The sequence below is a fragment of the Bradyrhizobium sp. 159 genome (assembly GCF_023073795.1).
In the GTDB taxonomy this organism is placed as follows: Bacteria; Pseudomonadota; Alphaproteobacteria; order Rhizobiales; family Xanthobacteraceae; genus Bradyrhizobium.
Window position 1 is genome coordinate 59,527 of the sequence record NZ_JADPKE010000042.1, and the last position, 13,968, is coordinate 73,494.

A 13,968-nucleotide genomic window follows, 5' to 3' on the forward strand; every position below is an offset into this window, starting at 1 on the left:
GTGATCGATATTTGGCCAAGAGATGACTGAGATAAGGCAGCCGGCTGCGGCATTCAAAATACCAGGGAGCATTTAAAGACAGCGCTGCAAGATTCTGCCGATTTGAGCTAGGCAGAAGCGAGCTTCATTCGACTTTCGCTTTTGAGGATACGCCGTGACGGTGATCGACTTCTCAGCTTTCATCGGACGGCTCGCCACCGTCTCGGGCGAAACCATCCTGCCGTTCTTCCGCACCTCACTGTCGGTCGACGACAAGAGCAAAACCAAGGATTTCGATCCCGTGACGGAAGCCGATCGCGCCGCGGAGGCAGTGATGCGGCGGCTGATCAAGGCCAGCTTCCCCCAGCACGGCATCGTCGGCGAGGAGTTCGGCAATGAGCGCGACGACGCCGACTATGTCTGGGTGCTCGACCCCATCGACGGCACGAAGTCCTTCATCGGCGGCTTTCCGATCTGGGGCACCCTGATCGCGCTGCTGCACAAGGGCGCGCCGGTGTTCGGCATGATGCACCAACCCTTCATCGGCGAACGCTTCTCCGGCGACAACGGCTCGGCCAATTACAAGGGCCCCTCCGGCGAGCGGCGGCTCCAGGTCCGCCGCTGCACCTCGCTCTCGCAAGCCACGACCTACACCACCAGCCCGCTGCTGATGAACGAGCGCGACCGCGCCATCTTCGGCCGCATCGAGCAGGGCGCGCGGCTGTCGCGCTATGGCGGTGACTGCTACTCCTATTGCATGCTCGCGGCCGGCCATGTCGACCTCGTGGTCGAGACCGAGCTGAAGCCCTACGACATCGCGGCGCTGATCCCGATCGTGACCGGCGCCGGCGGCATCGTCACCACGTGGGAAGGCAAGCCGGCCCAGGGTGGCGGCCGCATCATTGCGGCCGGCGACCCCAGGGTCCACGAAGAAGCACTCAAGCTATTGAACCAATAACAACGCGAGCGGAGGGCTTGCATGACCGTCTCACGCAGGCTGCTCCTCGGATTGTTCCTGCTTCTGCTGCCGACACTCGCCTCCGCGCAGAATTTTCCGGCCAAGCCGATCAAGCTGATCGTGCCGTTCCCGGCCGGCGGTCCCAACGACATCATCGCCCGGGTGATCGGCCAGCGCATGTCGGAACTGTCGGGGCAGCCGGTGCTGATCGACAATCGCGGTGGCCAGGGCGGCGTGCTCGGCACTGACGCCGTCTCCAAGGCCGCGCCCGACGGCTACACCGTCGCGATCTCCTCAGCCGGCGCGCTGGCGATCAGCCCGAGCATGGAGAAGGTCGCCTACGACACGCTCAACGACCTCACGCCGGTGACGCTGGTTGCGACCGTGCCGGAAATGCTGGTGGTCGCAACCAACGTGCCCGCCAAGGACATCGGCGAGTTGATTGCGCTCGCCAGGGCGCAGCCGGGAAAGCTCAACTTCGCCTCCTCCGGCCCCGGCAGCCTGCCGCATCTCGCCGGCGAGCTGTTCAAGTTGACGGCGAAGATCGACATCGTGCACGTGCCGTATCGCGGCGCCGCGCCGGCGGTGAATGATCTGCTGGGACAGCAGGTGCAGATGACGTTCCTCGACCTGCCGGTGCTGCTGCCGCAGGTCAAGGCCGGCGCCTTGCGCCCCATTGCGGTCGGCTCGGCCGAGCGCGCACCGACCGCGCACGACGTGCCGACCACCGCGGAAACGGGATTTCCCGCGCTACGTATCGAGAACTGGTACGGCATGGTCGCACCCAAGGGCACGCCGAACGAGAATCGTCGCCGCGCTGCATGCTCTTGCGACGAAGGCGATGGCCGATCCGGCGGTGAAGGAGAAGCTCGCAGCCCAAGGCGCGACGCTGATCGGCGATGAGCCGGAGCATTTTCGCAGCTTCATCGCGGATGAGACCAAGAAGTGGGCGAAGGTGATCAAGGACGCCGGCGTGGAGACGGCGAAGTAAAGCCCACAGACCGGAAATAGTTGGTCGAGCCGGTCGAAATACGGAATTGCGTGGAGGTATGCCTTGGCCTCTATCAGCTTCTCGCTGCCTCGACGCAGCAATCCGATATGGGTATCGACGCGCGCGGCGACCTCGCTGTCGAGCTCGAGCACGAGCCGCAGCACGCCATTGGCCGCCGGATGCTGAGGACCGAAATTGATGCTGAAGTTCTGAGGCTCGAAGACTGTTCGGGTATCCTGCTTCCGATCGAAACGTCGCAGCGATTACCGTAGCCGCGATCCACCGCGAGCGGCTTCATACAGGTTAATCGCACGCTTGAATCCCTGGGATGCGCGTGCTGCGCGCCGCTTTGGAACGCAGCCTCACCGGCTGCGTTCATTGTCGAAATTGGAGATTTTCAATGAAACATCGTTTGCTGATGATTGCCGCCGTCCTGTCGTTTGTGACGAGCTTCGGCCCTTCGACGGCGGTCGCACAGGATCGCTACTGCCTCCAGGGCCGCATTTGGGGCTATCCGGGCAATTGCCAGTTCGCCAGCTACGCTCAGTGCATGGCGACCGCATCGGGCACGCAGGCCTATTGCGGCATCAACCCTCGACATGCCTATGCACGCCGCCACAGGGGATACCGGTGATCGGCCTGAATCAGACTGACAACCGGGGCCCGCCTTGACTGACCGCGCCGCTGAGCCGAGCGGCGCCAAGACAGCAGAGCGCCAGCTCACCGCCGTTGTCTTCTCCGGCGGCCTTGGGCTCGGGGCGTATCATGGCGGTACGTTCGAAGCGCTCACTTCTCTCTCGCCACAGATCGATTGGGTGGCCGGTTCATCGTCCGGTGCGATCACGGCCGCACTGATCGCGGGAAGCCCGAGCGCCGATCGGATCCGGACTCTAAGTAATTATTGGCATGGACCGGGCGGTCGTGCCGGTCCGCCGAGCGCCCGCCGTCATCTGTCCGCCTGACTGAGCTCGATCAATACGCGCCTACTTGGCCATGCCGGCTTCTTCCATCCCCGTCTCCCGCTTCCGGCACCTCACTTCGGCGGCCTGTACGATCTCGGCCCGACGCGCGAACGCCTTCGTCAGCTGGTCGATTTCGACCGCCTGAATGACGGTGATCCCCGCATCACGATCTGCGCCACCGACCTCGAAAGCGGCGACGCCGTGCTCTTCGACTCCTCGTCGGAACGGATCGAAATGGATCACATCCTGGCCAGTTGCGGCTTCCTCCCTGAGTTCGCGCCAGTGCAGATTGCCAGCCGCTGGCTCGGCGATGGCGGGTTCTCTCTGAACGCACCATTTGAACCGATCCTGGGATCCCCGAGCCCGCTTCGCCTCTATGTGATCGACCTCTTTGCGCGCGACGGCAAAATCCCTGATGGCATCGAAGCCGCAGCCGAGCGCAAAAGCGACCTGACCTACGGCAACCAGACATTTCAGCGCCTGGACCATGCCCTGGAAGCCCGCCAGCTCCGCGCAGAGTTGCAGGGGCTTGTTTGCGACGACGTCGTCTATCTCCTGAGCTGCCGCCCGGGTCGCGAGGAGGCCGGACCCGAAAAATCCTTTGATCTTTCGGAAGCGGCGATGGCGCAGCGGTGGCGGGCGGGCCTTCTGGATATGCAATATGCAGCAAGCGTCGCCCCGATCCGGAACGGGATCTGCACCGTGCGCCGGCGATAGCGATCACTCTAGGAGCTTCGATCGATACGCTGGCGGACGTCGAGGAGAAACCGGGTCAGACCATCGTCGGCGGCCATTCCTTCAGGCGGCGCAATGGTCGTGATGCCCCAGTTCGCCAATACGGCTTCCTGCACCGGATTGCGCTGGGCGACGAACACGAAGGATTTCGGCCGGTCCTGTCGGTGCCCGGATTCATCCCAAATCTGCCAAATTCGGTGCAGCAGCAGCCGTATGTTTGGATCGGACATGCTGTAGCCGACGAAGAGCAGCGTGCTTCCCAAAGCATCGGCGCGAAAACGGATATCCAGCGGGGAATCGAATGCGAGCCGGTTGAGAAAGTCGGTCTCGGTCAGAACGAGCGAGGCATCATCGTCGAAGTCGCCGTGGAATTTGATGATGTGCGTGACGCCGGCGCCAGCGCTCGCGATCTCCTTCGCGTTGCTGATCTTCGCGTATGGCTTTTTCAGGACATCAAAGGCAGTCTCGAGATTGCGATCGTAGTTCGTTGTGTAGATGACCGGAAAATCGAGCTCGACGATGATCTGGTGGAGCTCCGAGGTGGCGATTCTCTCTGGATCGACGCGCCAATTGCGATCGAGCCAGCTGCGGAGCGGTCCGATGCCCCCACGCTTCAGCCGGTAATACTCCGCAAGCATCTGATAGCCGCCGTGCATTCCGTCGAGGACGTCGCGTTCGAGACCGAGATCGTCCAGCAGATGCTCGATCAGGGACTGCCAGGATGGTAATCCGACAGCCATCGAGACACCGGCGCCGACGAACAGGACCGCGCGGCGTCGTTCTATCGCCGCAGCCAGAACTTCGTGAGGCGGCCGCTCCTCAGATGCGAGCCTTGTCGGTCTTTGCTTCATCTAGCTTGAATGATTGCGCGGGACGCTGGTTCCTGGACAAGAAAGCCCGCCTGCCGCTCAGCAGCGAGGACGCACCCCTTTTCCGTTTGCGCCGCGAAGCGGGCAATCAACCGCCGGAGCTCCGCTTTGTGCACCAGACGCGCCGCCGTTTCCGCGGAGACCCAGGTCGCTTCCCGCTCCCCTTTTTCAGGCCACCAACGCTCCTGACCATGGACCTTCATGGGAAAGACGGCAACGTCCATGGTCCGCTTGCGGTCACCCTTCCGTTTGCGATGCTTGAAGCTGCCCATCGCGCGTGTCGCAATGATGCCGACCAGCCCCGCCTCCTCGTAGGCTTCCAGCGCAGCCGTGAGGTGCGGCTCCTTGTTGCGCATCGGCGATCCCTTGGGGACACTCCATCTGCGCTTGCGCCTGGTCGTGATCAGCATCACGCGCAGTTCGGAATTATCCAGACGAAACGGCAAAGCGGCGAACTGCTTCTTTCCCATCAAACTCCTCCGTTCGGAGATTGATAAGCAAGCGCCGCAGGCATGGTTCCTGTCTGCGGAGTGGCGTCTGCAGCGATCAGAACTTCCGCTCGACCATCTTGAGGCGCAGAGCGGCGATGGCTTCTCCCGGATTGAGACCTTTCGGACAGGCCTTGGCGCAATTGAGGATGGTGTGGCAGCGATAGATCCTGAAGGGGTCCTCGAGCATGTCGAGGCGCTCGCCGGTGGCTTCGTCCCGGCTGTCGTTGATCCAGCGCGCGGCCTGAATCAGGGCCGCCGGCCCCAGGAAGCGCTCGGAATTCCACCAGTAGCTCGGGCACGACGTCGAGCAGCAGGCACAGAGAATGCACTCGTACAGTCCATCGAGCTTTGCGCGATCCTCGAGGCTTTGCCGCCATTCCCTCTGGGGCGTCGGCGAACTGGTCTGCAGCCACGGCTCGATCATGGCGAGCTGCGCATAGAAGTTCGTCAGGTCGGGCACCAGATCCTTCACTACGGGCTGATGCGGCAAGGGCAGCACGCGGAGCGGCTCACCATCCCGAATATCCTCGCTCATGGATTTGGTGCAGGCCAGCGTGTTCTGGCCGGCGATGTTCATCGAGCATGAGCCACACACGCCCTCGCGGCAGGATCGCCTGAACGTCAACGTCGAGTCGACGTTGTTCTTGATCCAGATCAGGCCGTCCAGCACCATCGGCCCGCAATCCGTCGTGTCGACAAAGTAGGTGTCGAGCCGGGGATTGCGGCCATCGTCGGGATTCCAGCGATAGATGTGAAACTCGCGCAAGCTTTTGCTGTGCGGCTTTGGCCAGACCGTTCCTTTCCCGATGCGGGAGTTTCTTGGAAGCCTGAACTCCACCATGGTCACCTCCTCCGTCAGATCGGCACAGAGCAACGCATCTGCAGGAGATCATCCAGCGAGAGACCGAACAGGACGACCGTGAATGCCGGCGCTGTCGCGAGCGCGAGCAGCATCTGATGCCTTGCATTAATGAACCCGTGCGCGGACCGGAACTTTTGCCGCGAGAACAAGCCATCTCTCGCGCAAGCGTTCCTATGACAATCGCGCTTCCGCCGCGCGAAGCTTGCGCATCTAAATAGCCAATCCATCGAGATTAACATGCGTTAAACGGACATACGCCTGCTCTACGTCGATCTTCTCGATGAAGTAGGAACGTTCGACGCGGCGATGCATCTGTCGTCCGCACGTTGGAGATGCAATCTGCTGCGAGAACCATTTTTGCCCGCTCTTGGCGGGCCTGGCTTGTCGACCTACGCTGCAAGCGCCAGAACCACATGGGCGGCGCGGGCGCGATGCAGACAAGTCAGCTTGCCTTCGCGCACCGCAATTCCGCGGCAACACCCGGCTTATGCCGCCGTGGCCCGCAAATGCTCCACCAGCATCTTCGCCGGTCTTGGCAGCGTCTTGAAGCTGCGCGCGCAGATCACGAGCTTCCGGTTGGCAAAAGCATCGCGCAGGCGGACCATGGAGAGCGGCATGGTCTTGGCGCAGCGGCGGGCGGCGGCTTCGGGCACAAGCGCCACGCCGACATCGGCGGCGACCATCTGGCAGATCGCGTCGAAGTCGCGCAGCCGCGCGCGGAAATGCGGGCGCATGCCGAGCCGCGCCGCATGTTTCGATATGTGCATCTGAAGCGCGGTGGCGCTGGTCAGGCCGACGAAGTCACAGGCGCCCGCTTCCTGAAAGTCGATCTGGCGGCGGCCCGCGAACGGGCCACGGCGCGACGTCACCAGCGTCAGCCGATCCTCGCTGAAGGGGAAGCGCTCGATATGCTCTGGCAGCGCGTGCTCGGCGGCAAAGCCGAGGTCGGCGGCGCCCGCGGTAATCGCCGCCGCAATATCGGTGCTCTCGCGCTCCTCGATGTCGACGGCGACGTCGCGATGTTCGCGCAGGAAGGCGGCCAGCGCCTTCGGCAAGTGCTCCGAGAGCCCTGAGGTATTGGCGAGGAAATGCACGCTGGCGCGCACGCCGCTGGCAAAGCCGGCGAGATCGCCACGCATGGCATCGATCTGGTGGATGACGAGGCGCGCGTGATCAAGCAAGCTCTCGCCCGCCGCCGTCAGCTCGACGCCGCGGCGCCCGCGCTTGAGCAGCGCGACGCCGAGTGCATCCTCGAGGCCCTTGATGCGTGCGCTGGCCGAGGCAAGCGCCAGGTGCGACCGCTCCGCGCCGCGGGTGATGCTGCGCTGATCGGCGACCGCGATGAAGAGCTGGAGGTCGACGAGGTCGAAGCGCATGACGGTTTTCTCCCCAGCCTTCGCATCAAGCGAAGGCTGTCTCCGTAACCTCCAGATTGTGCCGGCGCAAGGCTTCGGTCAATGTGCGGCTATGTTCGACCCCCTTCTCATTGCCGTCGCCGCTGTGTTCCTGATCGCCGGGTTCGTCAAGGGCGTCGTCGGGCTCGGCCTGCCGACGGTGTCCATGGGCCTGCTCGCGGTGAGCATGGCGCCGAGCCGCGCGATCGCCATCGTCATCGTGCCCGCGATTATCACCAACATCTGGCAGACTTTCGTCGGCCCTCATTTGCGCGACATTCTGAGGCGGCTGTGGCCGCTGATGATCGGCACCGTGATTGGATGCTGGCTCAACGCGGGCGCGTTGACCGGCCCGCATGCGCGCTACGGCACGATCGTGCTCGGCGCCCTGCTGGTCATCTACGCGGTGATCGGCCTGAACAAATTCCAGGTCCGCGTCGCGCCTGAGAACGAGAAATGGGTCGGCGGCGTGGTCGGTGTCGTCACCGGCGTGATCTCGGCCTCGACCGGCGTGCAGGTGATCCCCTCGATGCCGTTCATGCAGGCGATCGGCATGGAGAAGGACGAACTGGTGCAGGCGCTCGGCGTGTTCTTCACCACGGCGACGCTGGCGCTCGCCTTCAACCTGACTGCCGTCGGATTACTGACGCCCGCCAATGCCGTGCCTGGCGCCGTGGGACTCGCCATGGCCTTTGCCGGCATGTTCATCGGCCAGTCGGTACGGGCGCGGATGCCGGCGGAAGCGTTCCGCCGCTGGTTCCTGATCGCGATGATCCTGCTCGGCCTCTATCTTGCCGGCAGCGCGCTGGCGAAGGAGTTCGCCTGAAGGCCTGCGCCATCTTTACTCGAACAGACTTACGCCTCGGGTGCGTAACCCGGCACCCATTTTTCGTGCTGAGGCAGATCGTCCTGGATCGTCCACCACGGCGCGCGCGACGAGGTGAAAACGTGGAGGCGAGGCCGGACTTCCGGGTCGTCATCAAGCAGACCAGCGGGAATGCTGACTGTCGGGAGATAGCTCGCCTTGCCCGGCGTCAGGCAGCCGCAGGTCCTGCACCGATGGCGGAAACTTCCCGGCGAGGATTCATAAGCCACCGTTAGCTCCTCGCCTGCAACAAAGCGAAATTTGTCGGCGTCGACATGGGCGTAGGTGGCGAATGCCGCGCCGGTCAGCTTGCGGCAATTGGCACAATGGCAATGTGTCAGCCAACGTACCTGATCGATCTCGAACCGCACGGCGCCGCACAGACAGCTACCACGAATCATCAAAACCTCCCGAGCGCGGCTTCGATCGAGCGAACCGCGCGATGCTTCAGCCATTCGTTCGAACGAGTCACCGCGTCTCCAGCATGGCGACGCGGATGCCGAGATAGATGAAGAGGCCGCCGAGCGCGCGGTTGACCCAGGCGATCGCGCCCTCGGAGCTCCGCAAGCGATGGGCCGCCCTTGCCGCAAAGGCCGCCAGCACCAGGCACCACAGCGTCCCCGTGCAGATGAAGACCAAGCCGAGGGTCAGGAAGGCGAGCGGCTTGTGCGGTGAATCGGCTGCGACGAATTGCGGCAGGAAGGCGAGGAAGAACAGCGCGACCTTGGGGTTGAGCGCGTTGGTGAAGACGCCCTGGAGGAAGACCCGCCGCAGCGAGCTCCGTTCGCCTTCGTCCCTGACCGCCGCCAGCGCCGGGCGCGACCACAGCATCTGAAGTCCTGTGACGACCAGATAGGCCGCGCCGACCAACTTCAGGATCGAGAACGCAGTCGATGAGGCCATCAGCAGGGCCGAAAGGCCGATCGAGGCGCCCGCGACATGGAAAAAGCAGCCGCAACTGATGCCCAGCGCGGCGGCGGCGCCGCCCCGCCAGCCCATCTGCATGCTGCGGCCGATGACATAGACGGTATCAGGGCCCGGCGTGACGTTGAGCAGCACGCCCGACAGGATGAAGAGCCAGATCTCGTGAATGCCCAGCATGTGATGCCCCCCGTCGGCCCTGAAGCGGCTTAATCGGTTCGCCCCTCCCCGTCCACTGCCGCAATTGCGTGGGAATTAACTCGAATTTGCAATGCGGATCATACTTTCGCGCGGCCCTATCTGCTTTATAAAGGCAGGGTTCTTGAAATGCGGGATTCGGGGCGACTGCCACGCCGTGGCCGATCGCAGGTCCTTTGGAGCTCCTGGGGTATGGAAAGACGTCTGGCCGCCATTGTCTGCGCCGATGTCGCCGGCTATTCGCGCATGATGGGCAGCGACGAGGCCGGCACCCATGCTGCCTTCAAGGCCCATCGCAGCGCGATCCACCCCATCATCCTCAATCACGGCGGCCGTGTCGTGAAGAACACCGGCGACGGCTTCCTACTCGAGTTTCCCTCGATCGTCGGCGCCACCGAGGCGGCGATTGCGATGCAGACGCTGATGGCGGAGCGGAACCATCATCTGCCCGCCGACCGCGCCATGCAGTTCCGGCTCGGCATCCACATGGGCGACGTCATCGCCGACGAGGACGAAGTGTTCGGTGACGACGTCAACATTGCCGTCCGCCTGGAATCGGTGGCGAGCCCCGGCGGCTTCGCCATCTCGGCGAAGGCCTATCGCGAGGCGAGCAAGCATCTCACCGTGCCGCTCACCGACGCCGGCAACCATCGATTCAAGAACATCAAGGATGCGGTCGGAGTCTGGACCTGGACGCCCGAGGGCGCGCCGCCGCTCGCGCCCGAGCTGAGGGAGGCCTCCGCCCTTTCGCAGCAGTACCGCACCGCGATCGTCGGCGTACTGCCCTTCGCCAATCTCAGCGATGCCCAGGACGAATATTTCTCCGACGGGCTCACTGAGGATTTGATCCACGCGCTGTCGCTGCAATCCTTCTACCGCGTGCTGAGCCGCAACTCGACTTTCGCCTTCAAGGGCAAGAACACCAGCACGCGGCTGATCGCGCGCGAGATCGATGCCACCTATCTGATCCAGGGCTCGGTGCGGCGTGCCGGTGCCAAGATCCGCGTCACCGCCGAGCTGATCGCGCCGGAGAGCGGCGAGCAGCTCTGGACCGGCCGCTACGACCGCGACATTGGCGACCTGTTCGCGATGCAGGACGAGATCACCACCAACCTGTCCGCCGCCATCGCCACCGAGATCGTCCGCGCCGAAGCCTCGGCGCCGGCGCGGCTGTCGACTGACGTGAGCGCCTGGGACCGCTTTCTCAAGGGATTGTCGCACTACTACCGGCAGACCAAGGAGGATTTGGCCGTCGCGGTCGAGCTGTTCCGCGAGGCCATCAGGCTCGACCCCAAACTGTCGATCGCGCATGCCTATCTCGGCACGATCCAGATCCAGAGCATCCAGTTCGGCTGGGTCAAGGGCACGCGCGAGATGTGGGCCGAGGCGATGGACCTCGCCGAGACCAGCGTCCGGCTGGACCCGCGCTCCTCCTTCGCGTTCTCGATCCTGTCCTGGGCCCACGCCATGGAGGGGCATTACGACGCCGCGATGGACGCCGCCAAGCGCGCGGTCGCACTCAACCCCTACGACAACGGCGCGCGGGGCGTGCTCGGCATCTGCCATTTCGTCATCGGCGAACACCGCGAGGCGATCGAGCTGTTCTCGATGGCGGCGCAGCGCGACAACAGCGACCCGCGCTACCAATGGGCGGCGCTGAACGCCTTCAGTCACTATCTGTTGCGCCAATATGATGCGACCCTGTCATGGGCGCGCGAGCAGCTCTACATCAACCCGAACCACATGCAGGCACTGGCGATCCGCGCCGCGGCGTTGGCCCAAATGGGACGGAGCGGCGAGGCGAACGAGGCCGTCGGCGTGCTGATGGCAAACTATCCAACCCTGAATGTCGACAGGCACTTGCGCAACTTCCACTGGAAGCGGCCTGAGGACATCGCCCATTACCGCGAGGGTCTGCTGAAGGCTGGCGTGCCGCTCGGCAAGCTGACCCTGGTGCAGAGCGACCTCAAGCGCGCCGCCGAGTCCTGACAGGGCCACGGGTCCATTGCAGTCCATTGGCAGCCTCACGTCTGCTCTTGTTGCTATCGCAGACCATTGCGAATGCGAGCGGCGAGACGGGGGTGAAGAAGATATCGGCCCGCATCCAGGTTCGCGGCGTTGCGCTCATCGCCAACGGTATCAGTCACATCCTGAAGACCATCTGGTCGGGCGCGCAGCTCGACGCGTTGCGCGGCGGTCCGCTCGACAAGCGCGGCGCCGGCTCGCGCATCCTCGGCGTTGACGGCAAGGTCAACGAGGACGAGATCGCGCGGCTCGCGAGCTTCGGCCGGACCTACACCGATCCCAACACCGGCATCGGCGAGGTTGGCCTCAACGCCGTCGAAATCAAGACCTTCATGCACGACAACCTTCAGCGCGCCGGCAGCGCCGCACGCTGGTACGACCCGCTGCTGATGAAGTTCGAATGGCCCATCCTCCTGAAGATCATGGGCAAGGGTAAGAAGGGCGAGGAGCGTTATCTCAGCGTGGCCGACGTGCGCACGCTGTTCGAGCAGCGCAAATTCCCGGACCGTATCAACCAGCGGATCGTGTCGCAGCCGCTGCTGTCGGCCTGCCAGCTCGGCTTTCGTTGGACGGTCGCGCTCACAGCGGTCGTGATCGGTCTCGGTCTCCTCGCCCTCGTCGCGGTCGCCGAATTCCCCAACCAGGTCCGCGCCTTGCTGCCGCAGAAGGGCATTCTCGTGAATCTTCTGCCGCCACCGTTGCCGCAGCTGCCGGAGACGAAAGCGGCCTATTGGCTTGAGCAAAACTGGTCGTTGAAGGACCGGCACTGGTTCCACCATGCCAGCCAGGGCACTGCGACCTTCCCGGTGCCCTATGAGTGGTTCGTGGCGCTGGAGCAGCCGCGCCTTCATCTGTTCTCGAAGCCGGGCATGATGAAGGACAGCGCCTATCTCGAGCGCTTCGGCTTCATCCCGAGCCCGCAGTCGATCCTGACCGACACGGCGACGCTGCGCCGGTTCGGCTACGCCAATGTCTACGAAACGACGCCGGTGTCGGACTGGTCGACGAGATGGACGCCGACGGAGAACGTCGACGGCCTGCCGGTTGGCTTCGCGCGGATGACCGGTGTCGTCGATCCCGCGACGGGCCGCCGCGAAGAGGATAAGATCGGGCTGACCTGCGCGGCCTGTCATACCGGCCAGATCCATTATCAGGGCGTCGACGTCCGCTTCGACGGCGGTCCGGCGATGACCGACCTGAAGAAGCTCGAGCTCGCGACCGGCCTGTCGATCGCCTACACGCTGCACGTTCCGTTCCGCTTTCAGCGCTTCGCCGACCGCGTGCTCGGCGCTGAGGCCAGCAAGACGGACCGCGCCGCGCTCAAGCAGAAGCTCAGCACGATCGGCACCTTCCTGATCGATTGGGCAAAAACCCAGCAACAAACGATCGAAGGCAAGACAACCTGGGACGGCAAGCAGCAGAAGGATACCGAGGAAGGGTTCGGCCGGCTCGATGCCCTCAACCGCATCGGCAATCAGGTCTTTTCGCAAGATCTCGCTCTGAGCGGCGTCAAGGGATTCGAGAAGAACCTGCACGCCCAGGACGCGCCGGTCAGCTACCCCGCGATCTGGACCGTGCCGTGGTTCAAGTTCGCCCAGTACGACGCCTCGATCGAGCAGCCGCTGATCCGCAACGCCGGCGAAGCCCTCGGCGTGACGGCCCTGCTTAACCTGTCCGATGCCTATCCAGAGGACAGGCTGTGGCGCTCCTCGGTGAACATCACGACACTCGGCTGGATCGAGGACTTGCTGAGAGGCCCCGATCCGTTCAAGGCCGCCGATCCTTCCTCCGGTCCGAAGTTCGGCGGCCTGCTCGCGCCGAAATGGCCCTCGCAGATCCTCGGCGATGCCTGGAGGCTGAAGCCTGATCGCGTCGAACGCGGCCGTGCGATCTACACCGAGATGTGCTCCGGATGCCATCTGCCCGCCGTCGACAGCCCGGCCTTCTGGTCATCGAAGCATTGGGAGCCGAGCGGCGACAGCAAGGTCCTGAACGCGGTGACGATCCCCCTCAACGAGATCAAGACGGATCCCGAACAGTCCCTTGTCCTCAGCAAGAGGACCGTCGATGTGCCCGGCTTCCTGAAGGTGAACACGGCCGATCTCCAGAAATGGTGGCAATGCGACATCCCGACCGCAAGCACCTCGCCCAACGAGATGGTCTATGCGCTCGGCCTGATGACGGTGGTCGATCTCGTCGCCCGCAAATGGATGGACGACGAGAAGAAGCCGGAGGCCGAGCGGGCGAAATTGTGGAATCTCGCGCGCAAGAACTGTCTCAATCCGGCGCCTGATCCGCGCTATCGCGCGCGGCCACTGAACGGCATCTGGGCCACCGCACCTTACCTGCACAACGGTTCGGTACCTTCACTGTATTGGTTGCTGAAGCCGGCGGGCGAGCGCCCGCAAAAATTCTGGATGGGCCGCCGCGACTATGATCCCGAGACCGTCGGTTTTGCAGTCACCGCCAACGAGCGTTGCAAGACCGGCGAAACGGAATTCTCTGCGACGGGATCGGACGGCAAGCCGATCCAGGGCAACAGCGTGCTCGGCCATTCCTTCGAGCGCAAGGAAGGCGATCCGAAGCGCCCCGGCGTCATCGGCCGCGCGTTCAAGGACGATGCCGAGCGCTACGATTTGATCGAGTATTTGAAGACGCTGTGAGCACCGCCATTTGCTTGGTCGCAAGAGCTCCTCGCAATAACGGAGAATGAGGATT

General features: G+C 63.7%; 11 protein-coding genes and 3 pseudogenes. 7 read left to right on the forward strand and 7 right to left on the reverse strand.

Translation table 11 applies throughout. From position 1 onward, the window contains the following. Window positions 1–154: 154 nt before the first annotated feature. Window positions 155–937 (forward strand): histidinol-phosphatase, encoded by a 783-nt coding sequence (gene hisN, locus IVA96_RS10845; protein WP_247277674.1) that lies wholly within the window; start codon window positions 155–157, stop codon window positions 935–937. 21 nt (window positions 938–958) lie between these two features. Next, a pseudogene (locus tag IVA96_RS10850) lies at window positions 959–1,928 on the forward strand (tripartite tricarboxylate transporter substrate binding protein). A gap of 11 nt (window positions 1,929–1,939) precedes the next feature. Here IVA96_RS10850 and IVA96_RS10855 read toward each other — a convergent pair. Further along, window positions 1,940–2,188, reverse strand: a pseudogene (locus IVA96_RS10855) (hypothetical protein); the annotation flags it as partial. A gap of 140 nt (window positions 2,189–2,328) precedes the next feature. Here IVA96_RS10855 and IVA96_RS10860 point away from each other — a divergent pair. Then, complete coding sequence (locus IVA96_RS10860; RefSeq protein ID WP_247277675.1) at window positions 2,329–2,562, forward strand: DUF3551 domain-containing protein; 234 nt, start codon at window positions 2,329–2,331, stop codon at window positions 2,560–2,562. A gap of 34 nt (window positions 2,563–2,596) precedes the next feature. Next, a pseudogene (locus tag IVA96_RS35775) lies at window positions 2,597–3,607 on the forward strand (patatin-like phospholipase family protein). A gap of 8 nt (window positions 3,608–3,615) precedes the next feature. Here IVA96_RS35775 and IVA96_RS10880 read toward each other — a convergent pair. The 4 genes from IVA96_RS10880 to IVA96_RS10895 form a co-directional block, all read right to left on the reverse strand. Then, window positions 3,616–4,476 (reverse strand): SIR2 family protein, encoded by an 861-nt coding sequence (locus IVA96_RS10880; protein ID WP_247277677.1) that lies wholly within the window; start codon window positions 4,474–4,476, stop codon window positions 3,616–3,618. Continuing rightward, a complete protein-coding gene (locus IVA96_RS10885; RefSeq protein WP_247277678.1) occupies window positions 4,473–4,964 on the reverse strand; it encodes an NUDIX hydrolase in 492 nt (163 codons plus the stop codon). The genes IVA96_RS10880 and IVA96_RS10885 overlap by 4 nt, the downstream gene beginning before the upstream one ends. 76 nt (window positions 4,965–5,040) lie before the next feature. Next, entirely contained in the window at window positions 5,041–5,826 is a 786-nt protein-coding gene (locus IVA96_RS10890; protein ID WP_247277679.1) for a succinate dehydrogenase iron-sulfur subunit, read from the reverse strand. A 506-nt stretch (window positions 5,827–6,332) separates the two neighbouring features. Then, a complete protein-coding gene (locus tag IVA96_RS10895; protein WP_247277680.1) occupies window positions 6,333–7,223 on the reverse strand; it encodes a LysR substrate-binding domain-containing protein in 891 nt (296 codons plus the stop codon). 91 nt (window positions 7,224–7,314) lie between these two features. On the opposite strand from IVA96_RS10895, the gene IVA96_RS10900 reads away from it, so the two are divergent. Further along, window positions 7,315–8,067 carry a sulfite exporter TauE/SafE family protein gene (locus IVA96_RS10900; RefSeq protein ID WP_247277681.1) on the forward strand — a complete coding sequence of 251 codons (753 nt, stop codon included), beginning with the start codon at window positions 7,315–7,317 and terminating at the stop codon, window positions 8,065–8,067. A gap of 29 nt (window positions 8,068–8,096) precedes the next feature. Here IVA96_RS10900 and IVA96_RS10905 read toward each other — a convergent pair whose 3' ends face one another. Continuing rightward, entirely contained in the window at window positions 8,097–8,561 is a 465-nt protein-coding gene (locus tag IVA96_RS10905; RefSeq protein WP_247277682.1) for a GFA family protein, read from the reverse strand. Window positions 8,562–8,574: 13 nt separating this feature from the next. Next, the gene (locus IVA96_RS10910) at window positions 8,575–9,207 is read right to left on the reverse strand and encodes a LysE family translocator (RefSeq protein WP_247417116.1); all 633 of its coding nucleotides are present in this window, start codon (window positions 9,205–9,207) and stop codon (window positions 8,575–8,577) included. A 210-nt stretch (window positions 9,208–9,417) separates the two neighbouring features. On the opposite strand from IVA96_RS10910, the gene IVA96_RS10915 reads away from it, so the two are divergent. Together IVA96_RS10915 and IVA96_RS10920 are read left to right on the forward strand one after the other, a co-directional pair. Continuing rightward, window positions 9,418–11,214, forward strand: coding sequence for a tetratricopeptide repeat protein (locus tag IVA96_RS10915; protein WP_247277684.1), 1,797 nt, complete (start codon window positions 9,418–9,420; stop codon window positions 11,212–11,214). Continuing rightward, a complete protein-coding gene (locus tag IVA96_RS10920) occupies window positions 11,211–13,913 on the forward strand; it encodes a di-heme-cytochrome C peroxidase (RefSeq protein WP_247417171.1) in 2,703 nt (900 codons plus the stop codon). Before IVA96_RS10915 ends, IVA96_RS10920 begins: the two co-directional genes overlap by 4 nt. The last annotated feature ends 55 nt before the right edge of the window (window positions 13,914–13,968 follow it).

Coding starts and splice junctions, on each gene's coding strand:
- IVA96_RS10905 (WP_247277682.1), bottom strand. CDS start 8,561: ATGGCTGAAGCATCGCGCGGTTCGCTCGATCGAAGCCGCGCTCGGGAG.
- IVA96_RS10910 (WP_247417116.1), bottom strand. CDS start 9,207: ATGCTGGGCATTCACGAGATCTGGCTCTTCATCCTGTCGGGCGTGCTG.
- IVA96_RS10885 (WP_247277678.1), bottom strand. CDS start 4,964: ATGGGAAAGAAGCAGTTCGCCGCTTTGCCGTTTCGTCTGGATAATTCC.
- IVA96_RS10860 (WP_247277675.1), top strand. CDS start 2,329: ATGAAACATCGTTTGCTGATGATTGCCGCCGTCCTGTCGTTTGTGACG.
- IVA96_RS10890 (WP_247277679.1), bottom strand. CDS start 5,826: ATGGTGGAGTTCAGGCTTCCAAGAAACTCCCGCATCGGGAAAGGAACG.
- IVA96_RS10895 (WP_247277680.1), bottom strand. CDS start 7,223: ATGCGCTTCGACCTCGTCGACCTCCAGCTCTTCATCGCGGTCGCCGAT.
- IVA96_RS10880 (WP_247277677.1), bottom strand. CDS start 4,476: ATGAAGCAAAGACCGACAAGGCTCGCATCTGAGGAGCGGCCGCCTCAC.
- IVA96_RS10900 (WP_247277681.1), top strand. CDS start 7,315: ATGTTCGACCCCCTTCTCATTGCCGTCGCCGCTGTGTTCCTGATCGCC.
- IVA96_RS10915 (WP_247277684.1), top strand. CDS start 9,418: ATGGAAAGACGTCTGGCCGCCATTGTCTGCGCCGATGTCGCCGGCTAT.